The organism is Methylobacterium oryzae (assembly GCF_021398735.1).
Lineage (GTDB): Bacteria > Pseudomonadota > Alphaproteobacteria > Rhizobiales > Beijerinckiaceae > Methylobacterium.
Window position 1 is genome coordinate 1,834,412 of record NZ_CP090349.1, and the last position, 20,386, is coordinate 1,854,797.

18 protein-coding genes are annotated in these 20,386 nt (G+C 71.2%); 12 read left to right on the forward strand and 6 right to left on the reverse strand.

Annotated features, from left to right (window positions below):
* Window positions 1–49 precede the first annotated feature (49 nt).
* Entirely contained in the window at window positions 50–1,009 is a 960-nt protein-coding gene (locus LXM90_RS08825) for an extensin family protein (protein WP_020091875.1), read from the reverse strand.
* Between the two features lie 183 nt (window positions 1,010–1,192).
* On the opposite strand from LXM90_RS08825, the gene LXM90_RS08830 reads away from it, so the two are divergent.
* Together LXM90_RS08830 and LXM90_RS08835 are read left to right on the forward strand one after the other, a co-directional pair.
* Window positions 1,193–3,262, forward strand: coding sequence for a M3 family metallopeptidase (locus tag LXM90_RS08830; RefSeq protein ID WP_234082412.1), 2,070 nt, complete (start codon window positions 1,193–1,195; stop codon window positions 3,260–3,262).
* A gap of 84 nt (window positions 3,263–3,346) precedes the next feature.
* Window positions 3,347–4,240 (forward strand): hypothetical protein, encoded by an 894-nt coding sequence (locus tag LXM90_RS08835; RefSeq protein WP_020091877.1) that lies wholly within the window; start codon window positions 3,347–3,349, stop codon window positions 4,238–4,240.
* A gap of 3 nt (window positions 4,241–4,243) precedes the next feature.
* Here the strand turns inward: LXM90_RS08835 and LXM90_RS08840 are convergent, their stop codons facing one another.
* Window positions 4,244–4,462, reverse strand: a complete 219-nt coding sequence (locus tag LXM90_RS08840; RefSeq protein ID WP_012319883.1) for a hypothetical protein — start codon at window positions 4,460–4,462, stop codon at window positions 4,244–4,246.
* A 174-nt stretch (window positions 4,463–4,636) separates the two neighbouring features.
* Window positions 4,637–5,029: a DUF2267 domain-containing protein gene (locus LXM90_RS08845; RefSeq protein ID WP_020091878.1), complete on the reverse strand. Its 393-nt coding sequence runs from the start codon at window positions 5,027–5,029 to the stop codon at window positions 4,637–4,639.
* Between the two features lie 216 nt (window positions 5,030–5,245).
* Between LXM90_RS08845 and LXM90_RS08850 the strand changes: the two genes are divergently transcribed.
* From LXM90_RS08850 to LXM90_RS08875, 6 genes are all read left to right on the forward strand, one after another.
* Window positions 5,246–5,989 carry a (Fe-S)-binding protein gene (locus tag LXM90_RS08850; RefSeq protein WP_020091879.1) on the forward strand — a complete coding sequence of 248 codons (744 nt, stop codon included), beginning with the start codon at window positions 5,246–5,248 and terminating at the stop codon, window positions 5,987–5,989.
* Window positions 5,986–7,557 carry a lactate utilization protein B gene (locus LXM90_RS08855; protein ID WP_020091880.1) on the forward strand — a complete coding sequence of 524 codons (1,572 nt, stop codon included), beginning with the start codon at window positions 5,986–5,988 and terminating at the stop codon, window positions 7,555–7,557. The genes LXM90_RS08850 and LXM90_RS08855 overlap by 4 nt, the downstream gene beginning before the upstream one ends.
* Complete coding sequence (locus tag LXM90_RS08860) at window positions 7,554–8,159, forward strand: LutC/YkgG family protein (protein WP_020091881.1); 606 nt, start codon at window positions 7,554–7,556, stop codon at window positions 8,157–8,159. The genes LXM90_RS08855 and LXM90_RS08860 overlap by 4 nt, the downstream gene beginning before the upstream one ends.
* 218 nt (window positions 8,160–8,377) lie before the next feature.
* Complete coding sequence (locus LXM90_RS08865; protein WP_020091882.1) at window positions 8,378–9,238, forward strand: transglutaminase-like domain-containing protein; 861 nt, start codon at window positions 8,378–8,380, stop codon at window positions 9,236–9,238.
* 716 nt (window positions 9,239–9,954) lie between these two features.
* Window positions 9,955–11,685: a dihydroxy-acid dehydratase gene (ilvD, locus tag LXM90_RS08870; protein ID WP_020091883.1), complete on the forward strand. Its 1,731-nt coding sequence runs from the start codon at window positions 9,955–9,957 to the stop codon at window positions 11,683–11,685.
* Window positions 11,672–12,574 carry a tetratricopeptide repeat protein gene (locus LXM90_RS08875; RefSeq protein ID WP_020091884.1) on the forward strand — a complete coding sequence of 301 codons (903 nt, stop codon included), beginning with the start codon at window positions 11,672–11,674 and terminating at the stop codon, window positions 12,572–12,574. Before ilvD ends, LXM90_RS08875 begins: the two co-directional genes overlap by 14 nt.
* A 35-nt stretch (window positions 12,575–12,609) precedes the next feature.
* Here the strand turns inward: LXM90_RS08875 and LXM90_RS08880 are convergent, their stop codons facing one another.
* Window positions 12,610–13,233 carry a glutathione S-transferase family protein gene (locus LXM90_RS08880; RefSeq protein WP_020091885.1) on the reverse strand — a complete coding sequence of 208 codons (624 nt, stop codon included), beginning with the start codon at window positions 13,231–13,233 and terminating at the stop codon, window positions 12,610–12,612.
* Between the two features lie 23 nt (window positions 13,234–13,256).
* Entirely contained in the window at window positions 13,257–14,051 is a 795-nt protein-coding gene (xth, locus tag LXM90_RS08885) for an exodeoxyribonuclease III (RefSeq protein ID WP_020091886.1), read from the reverse strand.
* A gap of 95 nt (window positions 14,052–14,146) precedes the next feature.
* Here xth and LXM90_RS08890 point away from each other — a divergent pair, with 95 nt between their 5' ends.
* The 3 genes from LXM90_RS08890 to glpX all read left to right on the forward strand — a co-directional run bounded on the left by LXM90_RS08890 (window position 14,147) and on the right by glpX (window position 17,388).
* Entirely contained in the window at window positions 14,147–14,833 is a 687-nt protein-coding gene (locus LXM90_RS08890; RefSeq protein ID WP_020091887.1) for a ceramidase domain-containing protein, read from the forward strand.
* A gap of 109 nt (window positions 14,834–14,942) precedes the next feature.
* Window positions 14,943–16,259 (forward strand): homoserine dehydrogenase, encoded by a 1,317-nt coding sequence (locus tag LXM90_RS08895; protein WP_020091888.1) that lies wholly within the window; start codon window positions 14,943–14,945, stop codon window positions 16,257–16,259.
* A 145-nt stretch (window positions 16,260–16,404) separates the two neighbouring features.
* Window positions 16,405–17,388, forward strand: coding sequence for a class II fructose-bisphosphatase (gene glpX, locus LXM90_RS08900; protein ID WP_020091889.1), 984 nt, complete (start codon window positions 16,405–16,407; stop codon window positions 17,386–17,388).
* A gap of 57 nt (window positions 17,389–17,445) precedes the next feature.
* Here glpX and LXM90_RS08905 read toward each other — a convergent pair whose 3' ends face one another.
* Entirely contained in the window at window positions 17,446–18,393 is a 948-nt protein-coding gene (locus LXM90_RS08905) for a L,D-transpeptidase (RefSeq protein ID WP_020091890.1), read from the reverse strand.
* 512 nt (window positions 18,394–18,905) lie between these two features.
* Between LXM90_RS08905 and LXM90_RS08910 the strand changes: the two genes are divergently transcribed.
* Window positions 18,906–20,168, forward strand: coding sequence for an MFS transporter (locus LXM90_RS08910; RefSeq protein WP_020091891.1), 1,263 nt, complete (start codon window positions 18,906–18,908; stop codon window positions 20,166–20,168).
* Window positions 20,169–20,386 lie beyond the last annotated feature (218 nt).

Here is a 20,386-nt window from a genome sequence, read left to right on the forward strand (position 1 = left end):
CGCTCCCGAGCCGAGAAATGCCGGACCTGCGGGAACGTTCCACCCGGTTCTACTGGCACAGGCGGTGACCGCCATTGCGCTCGCGCTCGTCGAGGTGGAAATGGTTGGCGTGGGCGGCGTTCGAGCCCGGGCCGAGGACGGTGCGGAAGAAGCCGCAGGCCTTGGCGCGCACCGCGCCGAGGAACTGCGCCTCCTCGGAACCGTCCGGCATCGCCTTGACGGGGATACTCGCGCGTCCGGCGAAGGCGAAGCCCATGATGTCGGCGGCGTTGGCGAAGGCGTGCTCGCTGAGCTTGGCGTCGACGTCGTGGTTCTGTCCCCGGCAGACATAGGAACCGCCGAGTTCGAGCGCGGTCAGCGGATGCTTCAGCGTTCGATCGGCCTCGATCTGAACCTCCGTGACCCAGCGAGCCAGCGCCTCGGCGGTTCGGCAGGTCAGCGTGGCGCCCTGCGGCAGCGTCACGCCGTCGGCGAGCTTCGTCACCTTGAGCGGCAGCGGCGCGGTGCACTGGCCTTCGGAGATCGGCGGCAGCGGCTCGAACTCGACCCCGAGGCGCTTGAGGCGTGTCCGGCAGGCGGAATCGTCCGGCGGTGTCACCTTGAGCGCCAGGGCTGCGGCGCCCGACAGCTCCGGCGGCCGCGCGGGCGGCGCCGGCGGCGGTGCGGGGATATCGGGCTTCGCGGTCTCCTTCGCGGTCTCCTTCGCGGTCTCCTGCGCCGACTCTGTCGGCTTGTCCCGGCCGGTCTCCCTCGACGGCTCCCTGCTCGGCTCAGCCGCGGCAGGTTTCAGCTCGGGCGGCCGCGCCGGCGGCGTCGGTGGCGCCGGCTCGGCGACGGGCGGCTTCAGCGCCTCTGGGCGCTCCGGCGGCAGGGGCGGGGGCGTCGGCACCGTGGCCGCCGGCGTCTCGACGGCGCCGACCGGCGTGGCGGAGAGGGCGAGCCCCGCGGCGAGGGCGCCGCCCGCCAGGAGCGTCGCGGATCGGAGGATCGACAGGCTGCGTCCCGGCATGGGGCCTCGAAGCGTGGGCGTTGGCCTCTACAACGGGCGAGACGCCATTCGGATCGCCCGGACCCGGTTGACGGCCGCGCCGATCGGACCACTGTCTTCCGGATCGCGCCGGCACACCCCATGTCGGCGCACCTGCGGCGCGGACGATCGCGCCGTCGCGTGGACGTCGAGATCGAGGACTGCATGTCGGACGCAGCTGATGCCGGGCTCCCGAGCCTGCCGCCGGACAATCCCTTCCGCGAGGCGCAGTGGAGCACCCCGCACGGCCTCCCGCCGTTCGAGCGGATCCGGCCGGAGCACTACCGGCCCGCGTTCGACGCCGCCCTGGCGGCGCACGATTCCGAGATCCGCGCCATCGCGAGTGAGTCCGCTACCGCCACCTTCGGCAACACCGTCGAGGCGATGGAGCGGGCCGGCCTCGCCCTCGAGCGCGTCGCCGGTGTGTTCTACAACCTGACAGGCAGCCACACGAACCCCGAGTTGCAGGCCATCGAGCGGGAGATCGGGCCGAAGCTCGCCCGGCACGGCAGCGCCATCTACCTGAACCCCGAGCTCTGGGCCCGGATCTCGGCGATCGACGCCGAGCGCCTGAGCGCGGAGCAGCGCCGGGTCCTCGACCGGTACCGGATCCGCTTCCGCCGGTCGGGGGCGGATCTCGGGCCCGAGGACAAGGCCCGCATCGCCGAGATCGCGGCGCGTATGTCGGAGCTCGGGACCACGTTCAGCCAGAACCTCCTGGCCGACGAGAGCAGCTTCACCCTGCCGCTGCAGGGCGAGGAGGATCTGGCCGGCCTGCCGCCGTTCCTGCGGGCCGCGGCCGAGAGCGCCGCGAAGGAGCGCGGCCTCGACGGGCACGTCATCACCCTGTCCCGCTCGCTGATCGAGCCGTTCCTGGTCTGCTCGACCCGGCGCGACCTGCGCGAGCGCGCCTACGCGGCCTGGACGCGGCGCGGCGAGAACGGCGGCGCGACCGACAACCGGGCGATCATCGCGGAGATCATCCGGCTGCGCGCCGAGCGGGCGCGGCTCCTCGGCTTCGAGAGCTTCGCCCATTTCGCCCTCGACGACACGATGGCGGCGAGCCCGGACGCGGCGACCGGGCTGCTGCGGGACGTGTGGACGCCGGCCCGCGCGCGGGCGGCGGAGGAGCGCGACCGTCTCCAGGCCACCATCCAGGCGGAGGGCCACAACTTCGCCCTCCAGGCGCACGATTGGCGGCACTACGCCGAGAAGGTGCGGCGCGCCGAGCACGACCTCGACGAGAGCGAGATCAAGGCGTACCTGCCGCTGGAGCGAATGATTCAGGCGGCGTTCGACACGGCCTCGCGGCTGTTCGGTCTGACCTTCACGGAACTCGCCGACGTGCCGCGCTACCATCCCGATGTCCGGGTCTGGCGGGTCGGCAATCCCGACGGGTCCGAGGTCGGCCTGTTCCTGGGCGACTACTTCGCCCGCGCCTCGAAGCGGTCCGGCGCCTGGATGAGCGCCTTCCGCTCGCAGGAGCGCCTGAACGGGACGGTCACGCCGATCATCGTCAACGTCATGAACTTCGCCAAGGCGCCGGACGGCGAGGCGACGCTGCTGTCCTTCGACGACGCGCGCACCCTGTTCCACGAGTTCGGCCACGCCCTGCACGGGCTGCTCTCGGACGTGACCTACCCGCTCCTGTCGGGGACGGCGGTGTCGCGCGACTTCGTGGAGCTGCCCTCGCAGCTCTACGAGCACTGGCTGGAGCAGCCGGAAGTCCTGCGGACCCACGCGCGCCACCATCGCACGGGCGAGCCCATGCCCGACGCCCTGCTGCGGAAGCTGCTCGCCGCGCGGACCTTCAACCAGGGTTTCGCCACCGTGGAGTACACGTCCTCGGCGATCGTCGACATGACCCTGCACCTCTCGGCGCAAGGCGAGGGCGGTCTCGACGTGCCCGCCTTCGAGGCCGAGGCGCTGCGGCGGATCAGCATGCCGGCCGAGATCAGCATGCGGCACCGGACGCCGCACTTCGCCCACATCTTCTCGGGGGACGGCTACGCCGCCGGATACTACAGCTACCTCTGGTCTGAGGTGCTGGACGCGGACGCCTTCGACGCGTTCCGCGAGTCCGGCGACATCTTCGATCCGGAGACGGCGAAGCGGCTGCGGACCTTCGTGTACGGGGCCGGCAATTTGCGCGACCCGCGCGAGGCCTACACGGCCTTCCGCGGGCGGATGCCGAGCATCGAGCCGCTCCTGAAGAAGCGCGGGCTCGCGGCCTGAGCCACGGGCGTGCGGTAAGGGTTTCGTAAACAAACGTCCTTAACGAACGCTTGCAGCGCGAGGCCGCGTGCGGAGTTCGGGGCGATGACGAAGATCGAAGCCAAGCAGGGCGTTTCCCAGGGCATCTCGCCGGCCGACCTGCTCAAGGCCGCGGTGACCGGCAAGACCGACGCAGCGGCCGCCGCGACCGAGACCGCAGCCTCGCCGGCCGGCGGGAAGCTCGCGCTGGCGTCGCTGGCGCGCCTGGATCCGAAGCGGTTCGCGATCCCGGGCGCGACTCTGGCGGTCGGCGTCCTCCTGGGCGGGGGCGTGATGGCGCTTTCCCGCCCGGCCTCGGTCCGGCCCGACGCGCTCGCGGCCCTCGAGACGACGCTCGATGCCGGCCGCACCGAGACCGTGCGCCTCGCCGCCGACATCGCGCAGCTCCACACCGTGCTCGCCGACCTGCGCGCCTCGACCGACGTGGCGCGGAAGGAGGCGGCCAGCCGCAGCACCGCCCTCGGCGAGCGCCTGGCGCAGGTCGACAAGAGCCTGAACGGCAAGGTCACGGCCCTCGGCGAGCGGCTCGAGCAGGTCGAGCGCGACCACAACACCCGCCTCAGCGGCCTCGCCGCGCAGCTCGACCGCCGCGCGGCCGCGACTCCGGCCGCCGCGAAGGCGGAGCCGACCCAGACCGGCAGCATCGGCGAGCCCGCCCGCGCCGCCGAGGCGAAGCCCGAGGTCAAGGTCGCGGACGCCAAGGTGAGCGAGCCCAAGCCGAAGCCGGCGGCGGCCGACAAGCCGCCGGTCATCGAGGGCTGGGCCCTGCGGGACGTCTACGAGGGCACCGCGATCCTGGAGAACCGCCGGCGCCGCCTCGTCGAGGTCGCGCCCGGCGACGTCATCCCGGGCGTCGGCCGCGTCGAGGGCGTCGAGCGCCACGGTCGGGAATGGGTGGTGGTGACCCGCCAGGGCCTCGTCACCGCGCAGGCTTGGTAGACCTCAGCGGCCCGTGAACCCGGTCGGCGCCAGCTCGCCGGGCGCGATCGGGAAGCGCGGCTCGATCGTCATCGGATCGGCCAGGGCCGCCGCGCGCTCAGCGCGCCGGCGACCGTGCCTCAGGGCCCGGGTCTGCGCCGCGCGGGTCGGGTGCAGGATGGCAGCGAGCAGGGACTGCCCTTCGAACTCGCTGTCCAGGTTCTTGGCTTCGAAGACGGGCATGGCCGGCCTGCTTGAGTGCGGTACCGGACACTGCCGAAGGCGTCGATCCGGGCCACATCCCCAATAACGGGGATCGCGTGGACAGGTTCCGTCAAGCTTTCGCTCCGCAACCTCTTTTTTACTTTCGTCCAGGCGTCACCCGAATGCAGTGCGGCCGCGCACACCGGCCCGCGGTCAGACGAACTGGTTCAGCCCCGGGATCGAGCCGATGATCGGGCCCATCGCGTCCTCGCCGACCTTCTCGCGGCCGAAGGCGAACAGCTCCTGGCCGAGCGGCTGCATCTGACCCATCGGCACGCCGGCGGCCATCAGCTTCTGGCCGAGCGCCATGACGCCGCCGCCGCCCATCATCCCGCCGAGCATGCCCATCAGCCCGCCGCCGCCACTCTCGCCGGCATTCGACTCGGCGATCAGCGCCTCGGAGCCCGGCAGGGCCGCCAGCAGCTGGCTGACCTCGGCGGCGGGCCCTTCCTTCTGCAGGAAGGCCAGGATGTGCCCGATGGCGGTCTGAGCGGTCGCGGCGTCGAGCCCGGTGCGGGTGGTGACGCGGGCGAGCAGTTCTTCCATGGTGATGATCTCTTCGGAACGCTTCCAGACGTCCTTCGACTCTGAGGCGTCGGAAATCAAGCGCGCGGCATCGCTTCCCAGGAAAACTCCCCGGTTACAGCGGGCACGGTGACGCAGCGGGCAACCTCGCCAAGGGCCGCCCCTTCCGGTAGACCCTCGGTCAGTCTTGAACCGTTCCAGGCCGCCGCGCCGGGCCATCCAGGGAGTTGCCGGACCATGCGGGTGGGCCTGTTCGTGCCGTGCTACGTCGACGCCTTCGAGCCCGAGGTCGGGATCGCTACCCTGGAGCTCCTCGAGCGCCTGGGCTGCACGGTCGAGTATCCGTTCGACCAGACCTGCTGCGGCCAGCCGATGACCAACACTGGCTGCCACGCCGAGGCCGCGGCGACCGAGGCCTTGTTCGTCAAGAACTTCTCCGGCTTCGACTACGTCGTCGCCCCGTCGGGCTCCTGCGTTCACCAGGTGCGCGAGCACCTGACGGCGATCCCGCAGACCGACGAGGTCCGACACGTCCGCGCCAGCACCTACGAGCTGGTGGAGTTCCTGCACGACGTTCTGAAGGTCGAGGACCTGCCCTGGGCGAACTTCCCCCACAAGGTCGCCTATCACACCAACTGCAACGCCCTGCGGGGCATCCACCACGCGCGGCCGACCGAGCTGGTGAAGCCCTACTACTCGAAGCCCCTCGACCTGCTGCGCCTCGTGAAGGGCGTCGAGCTCGTCGATCTCGCCCGGCCGGACGAGTGCTGCGGCTTCGGCGGCACCTTCTCGGTGTTCGAGCCCGCCGTCTCGGCGAAGATGGGCTACGACAAGGTCGCCGATCAGAACCGGGCCGGGGCCGCCTACGTCGTCTCGGCGGATTCCTCCTGCCTCATGCACCAGAAGGGCTGCGCCGAACGGCTCGGCTTGCCGCTCAAGTACATCCACATCGCGCAGGTGCTGAACGGAGCCGCCGCATGAGCGTCGAGGACCTCAACCCCCGCGAGCGCGAAGGCGTCATCCACCCCGAGGTGCGGGCCGGCCACGACGAGAGCGAGCGGGCGCCGGACGGCCGGCGCCTCCAGCACGCGGAAGCCGCTTCGAAGCCGATCCGCGCCCCGCAGACCCGGGAGCCGCAGCCGCGCGGCGCGAAGATCCGGGGCGACCGGCCGATCAACCAGTCGGAGGCCGCCGAGCGCTTCCTCGCGGCGCCGCTGCACCAGGCCGCCCACGACGAGCGCCTGTGGGACCTGCGCAAGAAGCGCGACGCCTCCGCGCACGGCATCCCGGAGTGGGAGGAGCTGCGCGAGCTCGCCTCGCAGATCAAGACCCACACGCTGAGCCACCTTGACCGGTACCTCGAGCAATTCGAGGCGGCCGCGAAGGCCAACGGCGTCCACGTGCACTGGGCGAAGGACGGCGCCGATCACAACCGGATCGTGCTGGACATCCTGCGGAGCCACGGCGCCAAGACGCTGGTGAAGTCGAAGTCGATGCTCACCGAGGAGTGCGGCTTCCGCCACCACATGGCGGCCAACGGCATCGAGGTCATCGAGACGGATCTCGGCGAGCGGATCCAGCAGCTCGACAACGAGGAGCCGAGCCACGTCGTGGCGCCGGCCGTCCACAAGACCCGGATGGACGTGGCCGAGGTCTTCGCCAAGACGCTCGGCACCGATCCGGACAACGACGACGCGCACTACCTCGCCGAGAGCCAGCGCGAGACCACCCGGCCCTACATCCTGAAGGCCGATGCCGGCATGACCGGATGCAACTTCGCGATCGCCGAGACCGGCACGGTCGTGACCTGCACCAACGAGGGCAACGCCGACCTGTCCGGCAACGTGCCGCCGCTGCAGATCCACTCCATCGGCATCGAGAAGATCATCCCGAAGGTCGAGCACCTCGGGGTGTTCATCCGCCTGCTGTCGCGCTCGGCGCTGGGCTCGCCGATCACCCAGTACACCTCGCATTTCCGCGGCCCCCGCGCGGGCACCGAGATGCACATGGTGCTGGTCGACAACGGCCGCTCCGAGCGCCTCGGCATGGAGGAGTTCTGGACCTCGCTGAAATGCATCCGCTGCGGCGCCTGCATGAACACCTGCCCGGTCTACCGGCGCTCGGGCGGCCTCTCCTACGGCGCGACCTATTCGGGGCCGATCGGGCTGATCATCGATCCGACCTTTAACAAGCGGAAATACTCGACGCTGCCGTTCTCCTCGACGATGAACGGCTCCTGCACCAACGTCTGCCCGGTGAAGATCAACATCCACGAGCAGATCTTCGCGTGGCGGAAGGTGCTGGTCGAGGAGCACCAGATCCCGGCGCTCAAGCAGGGCATGATGAAGGCCGCGGGCGCCGTGCTCTCGCGCCCGGCCGCCTACCGGGCGGCGATCGGCGCGGCGGATTCCGCCCTGAAGGTCCTGCCGCGCTTCGCGGTCTACAACCCGCTCAACACCTGGGGGAAGAAGCGCGAGATGCCCGACGCGCCGCGCCAGACCTTCCACGCCTGGTACAAGCAGAACCGCATGAAGGACACGGGTCGATGAGCGCCCGCGACGCGATCCTCGACGGTATCCGCAGGAACCGGCCGGCCGGCGACTTCCCGCTGCCGGAGGTGCCGCTGTTCGCGCCGCTCGTCGGCGAGGACCTGGTCGCCGAGTTCGGCGAGCGGCTGAAGCGCATGGGCGGCCGCGTGGCCGAGCCCGGCGCCGCCGACGTGTTCGCGGGCGTGCGCGAGCGCCTCGACGCCGCCAAGGTGATCGCCTCCGCGGTGCCGGAGCTGACCGGCAACCGCGACCTGCGGAGCGTGCGCGCGCCCCAGGAGGTCGAGGACGTGGACGTGGCGGTGGTCCGCGCGGTGTTCGGCATCGCCGAGACCGGCTCGGTGCTGTTCACGCAGGACCAGCTGATCGTCAACGCCGTCGCCTATCTCGCGCAGCACCTCGTCGTGCTGCTCGACCCGGCCGACATCGTGCCGAACGTGCAGGCGGCCTACCGCCGGCCGGAATTCGGCCGCTCGGCCTACGCGGTGCTGCATACCGGCCCGTCGGCCACCGCCGACATCGAGGGCGTCCTCATCCACGGCGCGCAGGGCGTGCGCTCTCTGACGGCGGTGCTGCTCCCGCGGGATGCCGCCGAGCGCGGCTGAGACCGGCTCCATCGCTTCAGCCGTCCTTGCGAGCGGAGCGAAGCAATCCAGGGACGCGCTGCTCTGGCTCGCTTCGCTGCGCTGGCGATGACGGTGGCGCCGTCCGACGCACGCGGCGCCGCCGTCTCGCCCGCGACCCCCCGATCGAGCCGGAACCGACGGTCGGGCGCGCCCCTTGCTTGGACGGCGGATGGGCCGTCATCCGGCAAGGAGATCCGATGCGCTACACCCTCGGTTGCAGCCTGTCCTACAACATCCTCTCGGACACCACCTTCATCTTCAATCTGGAGGTGGCGAAGCTGAAGAGCGTCGAGATCCTGAGCGAGAGCCTGGTCCTGACGCCGAACCTCAAGCGCGATCTCTACACGACCCCCGATCTCCAGAACCGCTATCTCGCGGTCAACGTCCCGACCGGTCAGTTCGCGCTGGAGTACAATGCCGAGGTCGACCTGACCGTGCACCGGGCCGACCCGGCGACCGTCAACGAGACGCCCATCGGGCAGCTGCCGCTCGACATCCTGCCGTTCCTGCTGCCGAGCCGGTTCGTCTCCTCGGACCGGCTGACGCCCTTCGCGCTCGCCGAGTTCGGGGCGCTCCCCAAGGGCCACGCGCGCGTGAACCAGATCTGCAACTGGATCCACGACCACATCGCCTACCAGCCCGGCTCCAGCGACGGCGAGACGACCGCCCACGAGTCGCTCCTGAAGCGCGCCGGCGTCTGCCGCGACTTCGCGCATATCGGCGCCGCCTTCTGCCGGGCGCTCGGGATCCCGGCCCGGTTCGTGAGCTGCTACGCCCACGGCCTCGTCCCGAGCGACTTCCACGCGGTGTTCGAGGCCTATCTCGACGGGCGCTGGTGGCTGTTCGACGCCACCCGGCAGGCCGACCTCGACGGGCTGGTGCGGATCGGCGTCGGGCGCGACGCCGCGGAGATCGCCTTCTCGACGCCCTTCGGCAACATGCAGCCGGTCAATCAGCAGGTCCGGATCCAGCGCGCGGACGGGCAGGGCAGCCCGATGCCGCGCACGGTGGACGCCATCTCGACCGAGATCCCGGCGCCGCACGCCGGAGCGGCCTGAGCGCGGATCCGGCCGGGATCACGTCGTCCTGTGATCCCGTGATCCCGGCCGCGCCGCGGCGAAGCGGGTGCCGGTGCAGGACGCCCGATCCCGGCCTGCGTCGGCGAAGAGCGGCACACGGGCTCCATTCGATCAGGCCCGCGACGCCGCCACGGACGCGCGCCGGACCCGCCGTTCCGCGCGAGCGAGGACCGCGCGGCGCACAAGCAGATTGGCGCGCGGGACCCGCCGCGGCGGCGGCGCGACATGTCGTTCCGCCCGTCGGTCGGCGTATTGCCGGCGCCGGTCCCGCACAGGGATAGTGATACAGCGACTTTCCGGGTGCCGGATTGCCGCGTCCCGCCCGGATCGCGGCCGGGAGATCCTCGGCTTGCCCGAAGACAAGTTGCGTCTCGGGGAAGCGTCTCGTCAGCGCCGCGCCATTGTCCTTCATCTTGTCGTCGCCGCCGAAATGGCCGCAAGCGTGGCTGTGGCGGGGTCGCAACACCGTAAAACGATCCCCGCTCCGCCCCGAGACCTGCCCGTAAACGCCGCGATCCCGCCATAGTCCGGGCCCACCTCAACATCCGCGGTAAACGGCAAATTCGACAACGGTTTACCGTTCGGAAACGAGGACTTCCCGAGCACGCGGACGGATCTCCCGGCGCCTCGCGAACGGCGACGCGCCGCGGTTCAACGCACCCTCGGGATCGGCTGCGAAGGCTTGGTCTGAAGTCATGGTGACGCGTTTGAACGACAAGTCGAAGCTGCCGAGTCGCCACGTCACGGAGGGGCCCGACCGCGCCCCGCACCGCTCCTACCTCTACGCCATGGGCCTGACCCGTGAGCAGATCCACCAGCCGCTGGTGGGTGTCGCCTCCTGCTGGAACGAGGCCGCGCCCTGCAACATCTCGCTGATGCGCCAGGCGCAGGCGGTGAAGAAGGGCGTCGCCGCCGCCAACGGGACGCCGCGCGAGTTCTGCACGATCACCGTCACAGACGGCATCGCCATGGGCCATGGCGGCATGCGCGCGTCGCTGCCGTCGCGCGAGGTCATCGCCGACTCGGTCGAGCTGACCATGCGCGGCCACGCCTACGACGCCCTCGTGGGTCTCGCGGGCTGCGACAAGTCGCTGCCCGGCATGATGATGGCGATGGTCCGGCTGAACGTGCCCTCGATTTTCATCTACGGCGGCTCGATCCTGCCCGGCTCGTTCCGCGGCAAGCCCGTGACCGTCCAGGACCTGTTCGAGGCGGTCGGCAAGGTCGCCGTCGGCGACATGAGCCTCGAGGACCTCGACGAGCTGGAGCAGGTCGCCTGCCCGTCGGCCGGCGCCTGCGGCGCGCAGTTCACCGCCAACACCATGGCGACCGTCTCCGAGGCAATTGGCCTGGCGCTGCCCTACTCGGCCGGCGCCCCGGCCCCCTACGAGATCCGCGACAAGTTCTGCGCCACGGCCGGCGAGAAGGTGATGGAGCTCCTGGAGAAGCGCATCCGCCCGCGCGACATCGTCACCCGCAAGGCGCTGGAGAACGCCGCTACGGTGGTAGCGGCCTCGGGCGGCTCCACCAACGCGGCGCTGCACCTGCCGGCGATCGCCCACGAGTGCGGCATCGAGTTCACCCTGTTCGACGTGGCCGAGATCTTCCGGCGCACGCCCTACATCGCCGACCTGAAGCCCGGCGGGCGCTACGTCGCCAAGGACATGTTCGAGGTCGGCGGCATCCCGCTGCTGATGAAGACGCTCCTCGACCACGGCTTCATGCACGGCGACTGCCTGACGGTCACCGGCCGCACCATCGCGGAGAACATGGACCGGGTAACCTGGAACCCGGACCAGGACGTGGTCTATCCGGCGAACCGGCCGATCACCCCGACCGGCGGCGTCGTCGGCCTCAAGGGCAACCTCGCCCCCGAGGGCGCGATCGTGAAGGTCGCCGGCATCCCGGCCGAGAAGCAGGTCTTCACCGGCCCGGCCCGCGTGTTCGACGGCGAGGAGGCCTGCTTCGCGGCCGTGCAGGCCCGCAGCTACGAGGAAGGCGACGTCCTCGTGATTCGCTACGAGGGCCCGCGGGGCGGCCCCGGCATGCGCGAGATGCTGTCGACCACCGCGGCCCTCTACGGCCAGGGCATGGGCGACAAGGTCGCGCTGATCACCGACGGGCGCTTCTCGGGCGCGACCCGCGGCTTCTGCGTCGGCCATGTCGGACCTGAGGCCGCCGTGGGCGGCCCGATCGGGCTGCTGCGCGACGGCGACGTCATCACCCTCGACGCGATCCAGGGCACGCTCAGTGTCGCCCTGTCGGACGCGGAGCTGGCCGAGCGGCGCAAGGCCTGGACTGCGCGGCCCAACACCGCGACCTCCGGCTACCTCTGGAAATACGCGCAGGGCGTCGGCCCGGCCTTGTACGGCGCCGTCACCCATCCGGGAGGTGCCAAGGAGACGCAGAGCTATGCGGACGTCTAGGACTGACCTCAGCCGGCGCAGGGCGCCGGCCGGGGCCGATCCCGGTCGGTTCCGGTCCGTCGGCGGCCTCGCGGTCGCGGCCTGGGCGCTCGCCCTGGTCGCGCTGCCGGTCGCGCCGTCGCGCGCCCTCGACGCCAATGTCCGCACGCCCGTGCAGGTCCCGGTCGCCGACAAGAGCTACCGCTCGGCCAAGGACGCGCTGCGCGCCGGCATGCGCGAGTACAATGCCGGCGACAAGCAGGGCGCCGCCCGCGCGCTGGAGTACGCGGCCGGCCAGGGCCACGCCCTTGCGCTGTGGAAGCTCGGCCGGATGTACGCCGACGGCGACGGCGTCCCGCACGACGACCTGAAGGCGTTCGAGTTCTTCTCGCGGATCGCCGACGCCAGCACCGATGACGGGCCCGATCCGCAGAACTCGGCGGTCCTGGGCAGCGCCTTCACGGCGCTGGGCACGTACTTCCTGGAGGGGATCAAGGGCACCTACGTGCGCCCCAATCCCGAGCGCGCCTACGACATGTTCAACTACGCGGCGTCCTACTACGGGGACCCCAACGCGCAGTACAATCTCGCTCGGCTCTACCTCGACGGCACCGGCGTCGAGGCCGACCCGCGGCAGGCCGCGCGCTGGTTCAACCTCGCCGCCGAGAAGGGCCACCACCCGGCGCAGGCGCTGCTCGGCGACATGCTGGTCAACGGCCTGGGCGGCATCCCGGTCCAGCGGGTGCGCGGCCTGATGTGGCTCTCGCTCGCCCGGGAAGGCGCCGAGAGCCGCAAGGACGACTGGATCGTCGCGCTCTACGAGAAGAACTGGGCGGCCGCCAGCGAGGACGACCGCGCCGAGGCGCAGACGCAGCTCCAGACCGTGGGCTCGATCCGCAAGCGGCGCTGAGCCGCCCTCGACTGTGCAAGCGGCGCTGAGCGGCCTCAGCTCTTCGCCGCGGCGATCGCCGCGGTGAAGGACGGCCGCTCCAGCGTCGCCGCGACCCAGTCGGCGAGCTTCGGCCACCGGGCGCCGTCGACCGCGACCTTGGCCAGCCGCAGGTTGTGGAACGGCGCCGCCACGGCGATGTCGGCGATGCCGAACCGGCCTCCGACGAGGTAGGGCCCGTCGATCTGCGATTCGAGGTAGTCGAACAGCGGCGGCAGCGCCGTGTCGACGGTCCGCTGCGCCAGGGCCTCGTCGCCCTCGACCTTGAACAGGCGGGGCTTGAGGAAGCGCTCGACGAACGGCACCAGCACCTGCCGGGTCAGCTCGCACTCGCCGAACTTGTCGAACCAGCGGGCGCGGGCGGCGTCCCGCGCGTCCTCGGGGATCAGCGCGGGCGCCGGATGCAGCCGCTCGAGATAGTCCACGATGGCGCTCGAATCGGCGAGGCGATACCCGGCATCCTCCATCGCGGGGATCTTCCCCATCGGGCTCGCCGCCCGGAAGCCGGGATCCTGCGCGTGGAAGCCGACCGGGCGGTGCTCGAAGGCGACGCCCTTCTCGTAGAGCGCCGCGAGCACCTTGCGCACGTAGGGCGACACGCTGCTGCCGTAGATGATCATCGTCGTTCCCCCCGATCGCGGCTCTAACCGGCCGCCAGTTCCGCCGTGACCGGCACGTGGTCCGACGGCTTGTCGAGCCCGCGCATGTGCTTCTGGACCGAGGCCGAGACCAGGCGGTCGCCGGCCTGGGGCGAGAGCAGCAGGTGGTCGATGCGGATGCCGGCATTCCGCTGCCAGCACCCGGCCTGATAGTCCCAGAAGGTGTAGAGCCCGTCGCGCGGGTCGCAGGCGCGCAGGGCGTCGGTGTAGCCCTCGGCGAGGATCGCCCGGAACGCCGCCCGGGTCGTCCCGAGGAACAGGGCGTCCGAGCGCCAAGCCTCCGGATCGGCCGCGTCGGCCGCCTCCGGGATGACGTTGTAGTCGCCCGCCAGCACCACCGCGATCTCGTCGTCCAGCAGCGCCCGGGCGTGAAGCCGCAGCCGCTCCATGAAGGCGAGCTTGTACGGGTATTTCGGGCTGTCCACCGGGTTGCCGTTCGGCAGGTAAATCGACGCCACGCGCACCGGGCGGGTGTCCGCGCCCGAGATCAGCGCCTCGATGTAGCGGGCCTGCTCGTCGGCGGCGTCGCCCGGCAGCCCGCGCCGAATCTCCGACATGGCCAGCGGCGCCCGGACCAGCAGCGCCACGCCGTTATAGGCCTTCTGGCCCAGCGTCTCGACCGCGTAGCCCGCCGCCTCGATGTCGGCGCGCGGGAAGGCCTCGTCCTGACATTTCAGCTCCTGCAGGCAGACCACGTCGGGCCGCGCCTCCTCCAGGAAGCCGAGGAGGTGCGGGAGCCGCTGCTTGATCGAGTTGACGTTCCAGGTGGTGATCCGCATCGCCTCGCTTCCGGTCGCCGCCCGGCCGTCATCCGCGCTTCGCGTCGCGCTGACAAGGCCATCCCGGCGCAAGGACGGGGAAGTAGGGTCGGCGAATGGACTGGTTCGAGCCGGTGTCGGCTTACTGCGAGCGGGGCGGGCCGGACTTCTGGGCCGAGCCCGCGAACGCGCTGTCGAACTCGGCCTTCCTGCTGGCCGCCGCCGCCGCGGCGCGGCGCGCCGCCGTCACCGATCCGCCGGACCGGACCTGCCTCGGGCTGGCGGCCCTGATCGCCGTGGTGGGCGTCGGCTCGTTCCTGTTCCACACCCTGGCGGTCTACTGGGCGATGCTCGCGGACGTCGTCCCGATCGCGCTGTTCATCTACGCCTTTCTCGCGCTGGCCCTCTCGCGGTTCCTGCGCTTGGCGCCGGTCCGGGTCGCGGCGGCGACGGGCGGCTTCGCGCTCCTCGGATTCGCGCTCACGCCCCTGCTCGACGGGCTGACCGGCCTCGACGTCGCGCGGCTCACCAACGGCTCGGTCGACTACCTGCCCGCCCTGCTGGCGCTGTTCGGCGTCGCCTGGGCGGCCGCGCGGCGGCCGGAGGAGCGCTTCGTCGGGACCGGGCGGCGGCTCGCCAGCATCGGCCTGCTCTTCCTGATCTCGCTCGCGGCGCGAACCGGCGACCGGGCGGCCTGCGCGCTGCTGCCGACCGGCACGCACCCGCTCTGGCATGTGCTGAACGCCGTCGTCCTGTACGCCCTCGTGGCGACGGCGATCCGCCACCGGGAGACCGCCGGGTGACACGCCCCACGGTCCCGGGCCAATTCCTTGCGGGCGGGGCGGAATTCTTGCAGAAGTGCGCCGCATCGGGCGCCCGGTCCATCGCGGTCGCCCGGGCACGGAAGGGGTCATGACAGTGAGCTTTCGCCTCGGGATCGCCGGACTCGGGACCGTCGGTGCGTCCGTGGTCCGGATGGTCGAGCGCCGCCGCGCCGCCTTCGCTGCGGCGGGCCTCGACATCCGCGTCACCGCGGTCTCCTCGCGCGACCGTGGCCGGGACCGCGGCCTCGACCTGTCCGGCATCGCGTGGTTCGACGATCCGGTGGCGCTCGCCCGGTCGGAATCCGTGGACTGCGTGGTCGAGCTGATCGGCGGCGCCGAGGGACCGGCCAAGGCCGTGGTCGAGGCGGCGCTCGCGGCGGGCAAGCCGGTGGTGACCGCCAACAAGGCGCTGCTGGCGCGCCACGGCGCCGCCCTGGCCGCGCAGGCCGAGGCGAAGGGCGTGGCCCTCGCCTTCGAGGCGGCGGTGGCCGGCGGCATCCCGGTGATCAAGACCCTGCGCGAGGGCCTGCCGGGCAACGCGGTCTCCCGCGTCTACGGGATCCTCAACGGCACCTGCAACTACATCCTCAGCCGCATGGAGCGCGAGGGGCTGACCTTCGAGGCCTGCCTGAAGGACGCGCAGGCCCTGGGCTACGCCGAGGCGGACCCGACCTTCGACGTCGAGGGGTTCGACACCGCGCACAAGCTCGCGATCCTGACGAGCCTCGCCTTCGGGACCGTCGTCGACGCCGACGGCGTGTCGGTCGAGGGCATCTCCCGGGTGCAGCCCCTCGATCTGCGCATGGCGGACGAGCTCGGATACCGGATCAAGCTGCTCGGCGTCGCGCAGGCGACCGAGGCCGGCATCGAGCAGCGGGTCCACCCGACCATGGTGCCGAAATCCTCGGCGATCGCGCAGGTCATGAGCGTGACCAACGCCGTGACGATCGACGCGGACGCGGTGGGCGAGCTCACGCTCATCGGTCCCGGCGCCGGCGGCGAGGCCACGGCCTCCGCGGTGGTGGCCGACATCGCCGACGTGGCGCGCGGCGTGATCCGCCCGACCTTCGGCGTTCCGGCCGCGGCGATGCGCGCCAGCGAGCGCGTGGAGATGCAGCGTCACGAGGGCGGCTACTACATCCGCCTCACCGTCCATGACCGCCCGGGCGTCGCGGCCGGCGTCGCGCAGCGGATGGCCGAGCGATCCATCTCCCTGGAGAGCATCCTGCAGCGCCGCGTCGAGGGGCCGGAGGCCGATCCGCGCGGCCGCTCCGGTCGGCCGGTGCCGCTGGTGCTGATCACCTACGCGGCGACCGAGGGCAACATCCGCGACGCCCTCGACGCCATCGGCGCCGACGGGCTGCTGGCGGAGCCGCCGCAGCTGATCCGGATCGAGCGTGAATAACAGTGCATACGGTAGCGTGACCCCCCACCGCTTGATGCAGGATAGTGGGCATTAGCGAACCGGCGTATACGCTGCGCGGCCGTCATCCGACGGTATCCATCCGGGATCCGACCCCAAGATCGGACCCGGCCAGAGGCAGGAAACCATGGAAGAGGCCCCCAAGCCGGCATCGCGCGGCGTCCCGCGCACGCTCGCCCTCGAACTGGCCCGCGTGACGGAGCGTGCCGCCATCGCCGCCGCCCGATTGCGCGGCCAGGGCGACGAGAAGGCGGCCGACCAGGCCGCGGTCGACGCGATGCGCGACGAACTCAACGGCCTGCCGATCCGCGGCACCGTGGTGATCGGGGAGGGGGAGCGCGATCAGGCGCCGATGCTGTTCATCGGCGAGCAGCTCGGTCTCGGGGAAGGGCCCGAGGTCGACATCGCGGTCGATCCGCTTGAGGGCACGACCCTCTGCGCCAAGGACATGCCCGGCGCCATCGCCGTCATGGCCATGGCCGAGCGCGGCTCGCTCCTCGCCGCGCCGGACGTCTACATGCAGAAGATCGCGATCGGGCCCGGCTACCCGCCCGGCCTCGTCGATCTCGACGCCAGCCCGACCGACAACATCGCGGCGCTGGCCCGGGCCAAGGGCGTCGACCCGAAGCAGATCACCGCGCTGATCCTCGACCGGCCGCGCCACGCGGCCCTCGTGGCCGAGGTGCGGGCGGCCGGCGCGGCGGTGCGCCTGATCTCGGACGGCGACATCGCCGGGATCATCTTCACGGCGAGCCCCGAGGAGACGGGCATCGACCTCTATCTCGGGACCGGCGCGGCGCCCGAGGGCGTGCTGGCGGCCGCCGCGATGCGCTGCATCGGCGGCCAGATGCAGGGACGCCTGATCCTCGACACCCCGGACCGTCGGCGCCGGGCCGCCGAGATGGGCATCGAGAATCTGGACCGGAAATACGACCTGACCGATCTCGCGAGCGGCGACGTCATCGTGGCCGCCACGGGCATCACGGACGGGGCTCTCCTGCGCGGCGTGCGCTTCCGGCCGGACAAGATCCAGACCGAGACCCTGGTGTACCGGTCCGAGGCCGGGACGGTCCGCCGGATCCTCGGCGAGCACCGGCGCGGGCTGACCTGAACCGGCGGACCGCCGGTCCCGGACCGGCGGCGCTCGGGCGGTGGGCCCGGCCCGGCCTCAGTTCAGCACCACCACCTTGCTGCCGACGCCGACCCGGCTGAACAGGTCGATCGCGTCCTGATTGATCATCCGGATGCAGCCCGACGACACGCTCTTGCCGATGGAGAAGGGCTCGAGGGTTCCGTGGATGCGGAACAGCGTGTCCTTGTTGCCCTGCCAGAGGTACATGGCGCGGGCGCCGAGCGGATTGCGCAGACCGCCGGCGACGCCGAGACCGCTCTGCAGCTTGTCGACCTCGCTGGCGAGCTTCGGGCTGCGGGCGATCATCTCCTTCGGCGGATACCAGTCCGGCCACGCCTGCTTGGAATTCACCGTCGCGGTGCCCGACCACGAGAAGCCCTGCTTGCCGACGCCGACGCCGTAGCGGCGGGCCCGGCCGTTGGCCTCGACCAGGGTGAGCTGGTGGGCCCGCGGGTCGACGATGATCGTCCCCGGCTCGTAGGGACCGTGATAGGCGATCTCCTGACGGAGGAAGGCGGGGTTCATCTTCTTGTAATTGAACGCCTGGACCGGGAACACGTCGTCCGTGATCGGGCCGTAGATCTTGGCGTAGTCGATCGGCTCGTTGTCGGGTGCGCGGAGCACGGCCTTGGCCTTGGCGGCCTCCAGCGGCGAGAGCCCCTCGGCCGCAGGCGCGCTGCCCGGGCGTGCCGGGACCGTCGGGTCCGTCTCCAGGTTGGCGGCCGGCGGCGGCGCGACCGGGACCTGCGCGGCGGGCGGCGGGGGGGCCGGGCGCACGAAGTCGGTGCGGCCGGTATAGGGCAGGTAGCGGCCGCCGCGACGCACGTAGAGCGCGCCGTTCTGATCCTGGTAGAGCTGATTGTCGTCGCCGAACCCGTCGATCCCGGCATCGCCCACGGGGCCGCGGCCCTGGGCGTGCGCGGCGGAGGCGAGGGCGAGGACCGTGAAGCCGGCCAGGAGAAGGCGACGGATCGGGGCGGACATGGTTCGAATTCCTCGGGAGGCGTCGCCGGGGCTTGCCGCGACGCGCAGGCGAGCAGGCCGGCACGAAGTCGCGGCACAGCTCATCCCGGGGCTTAGCAAAGGTCGCGCTTTACCGCCAAGTTGCCGACGGTCATCGAGGGCAACTTACAGGGTCTTCCGGGTCGTTTCTCGCCGCGTGTGTTGCCCTCGTGCAGCAACGATTTCGGCCGCGCCGCTCACCGATCCGTGAGGGCGCCGGGCGAGCGCCCGTTTACTCGGCACGCCTGCCTCGCCGAGCGGCAGCGACTCGGCGCCAGCGACTTGGCGGAACGCGGTTCGGCCGCGGCGCCGCGACGGCCGAGCGATCCGGTCGGCGGGCGTCCGTCCGGGATGGCACGCTTGCTGCATTGCCCAGTCAGCCGCGCCTGCTGCGGCGGCGGAGCAACGACGCTCCAAACAGCGGACGGTGTGAGTCCGGATCCCCGGCATGAGCGACCGCACGGCGGTTCGCCCACTTACGACGAGCACCAGCTATGGCCAGCTTCAAAACGGTGATGAAGTCGGGTCACCCCCCGACGCTGTTCGCGGCATTCCTCTACTTCGATTTCTGCTTCGCCATCTGGGTCCTGAACGGCGCCATGGGCCCGTTCATCACCGAGACCTACAAGCTGACGCCGGCCCAGACCGGCTTCATGATCTCGCTACCGATCCTCGCCGGTGCGCTGATGCGCTTCCCGCTCGGCGTCCTGGCCCAGTATATCGGCCGCAAGAACGCCGCGATCACCGAGATGGTCGTGATCATGCTGGCGATGGCCTACGGCTATCTCTTCGTCTCCTCCTACAACGACGTGCTCGCCATGGGCGTGCTGCTCGGCATCGCCGGCGCGTCCTTCGGCGTCGCGCTCTCCCTCGGCTCCGGCTGGTTTCCGCCGGAACATAAGGGGCTGGCGATGGGCATCGCGGGCGCCGGCAATTCCGGCACCGTGCTGGCCGTGCTGTTCGCTCCGCCGCTGGCCCAGGCCTACGGCTGGCAGACCACCTACGCCTTCGCGGGCCTCGTCATGCTGCTGCCGCTGGCGGTCATGATCGTGCTCGCCAAGGAGCCGCCGGATTGCGAGCACCAGTCCTTCAAGGAGCACGTCTCCTGCCTGTTCACGAAGGATGGCTGGGCGTTCTCGCTGATCTACGTGATCACCTTCGGCGGCTTCATCGGCCTGTCGAACTTCCTGCCGACCTTCTTCTACGAGCAGTTCGCGGTGACGAAGGTCGAGGCCGGGCGGCTGACGATGCTGGCGGCCTTCATGGGCTCCGGCATCCGGATCGTCGGCGGCTACTTCGCCGACCGGATGGGCGGCATCGCGGTGCTGTCGGTGGTGCTGCTGGCGGCGATCGCGACCCTGCTCTCGCTGACCGCGACCCCGTCGCTGGCGCTCACGACGCTCCTGTTCATGCTGTGCTTCGCGGCGCTCGGCGCCGGCAACGGCGCGCTGTTCCAGCTCGTCCCGCTGCGCTGGCCCACCAACACGGCGGTGGCCGGCTCGATGATCGGCGAGATCGGCGCGCTCGGCGGCGCGATCCTGCCGAACGTCATGGGCCTGTCGAAGCAGTATACCGGCTCGTTCTCGCTGGGCTTCGTCGGCTACGCCGTCTTCACCGCGATCGTGCTCGGTTGCCTCGCCCTCTGGCAGCGCAAGTGGGTCGGGAGCTGGGTCGGGCCGCGCGGCAAGGCGCTCGGCAAGGCGATCGGCACCCCGACCGAGGCCGAGCAGGGTCAGCTCCGCCCCGCGACGGCCTGACCGGCGCCGCGGCGCCTCCCGGCGACGACCGACACGATACGGGGGCCCGGGCGGCCCCCGTTTTCAGTTGCACCCCGTGGAATGAATTCACGTGCCGGATGCACGTCGGCGGTTGCGTTCCGCCGCGCGACGCGTTTGAATAATGCATTACGAAAGAGCGCCCGGTCCGAGAGCCGAGGTGCCCGGCGACCGCGCGAGGCGGCGCCCCCATGGGAGGA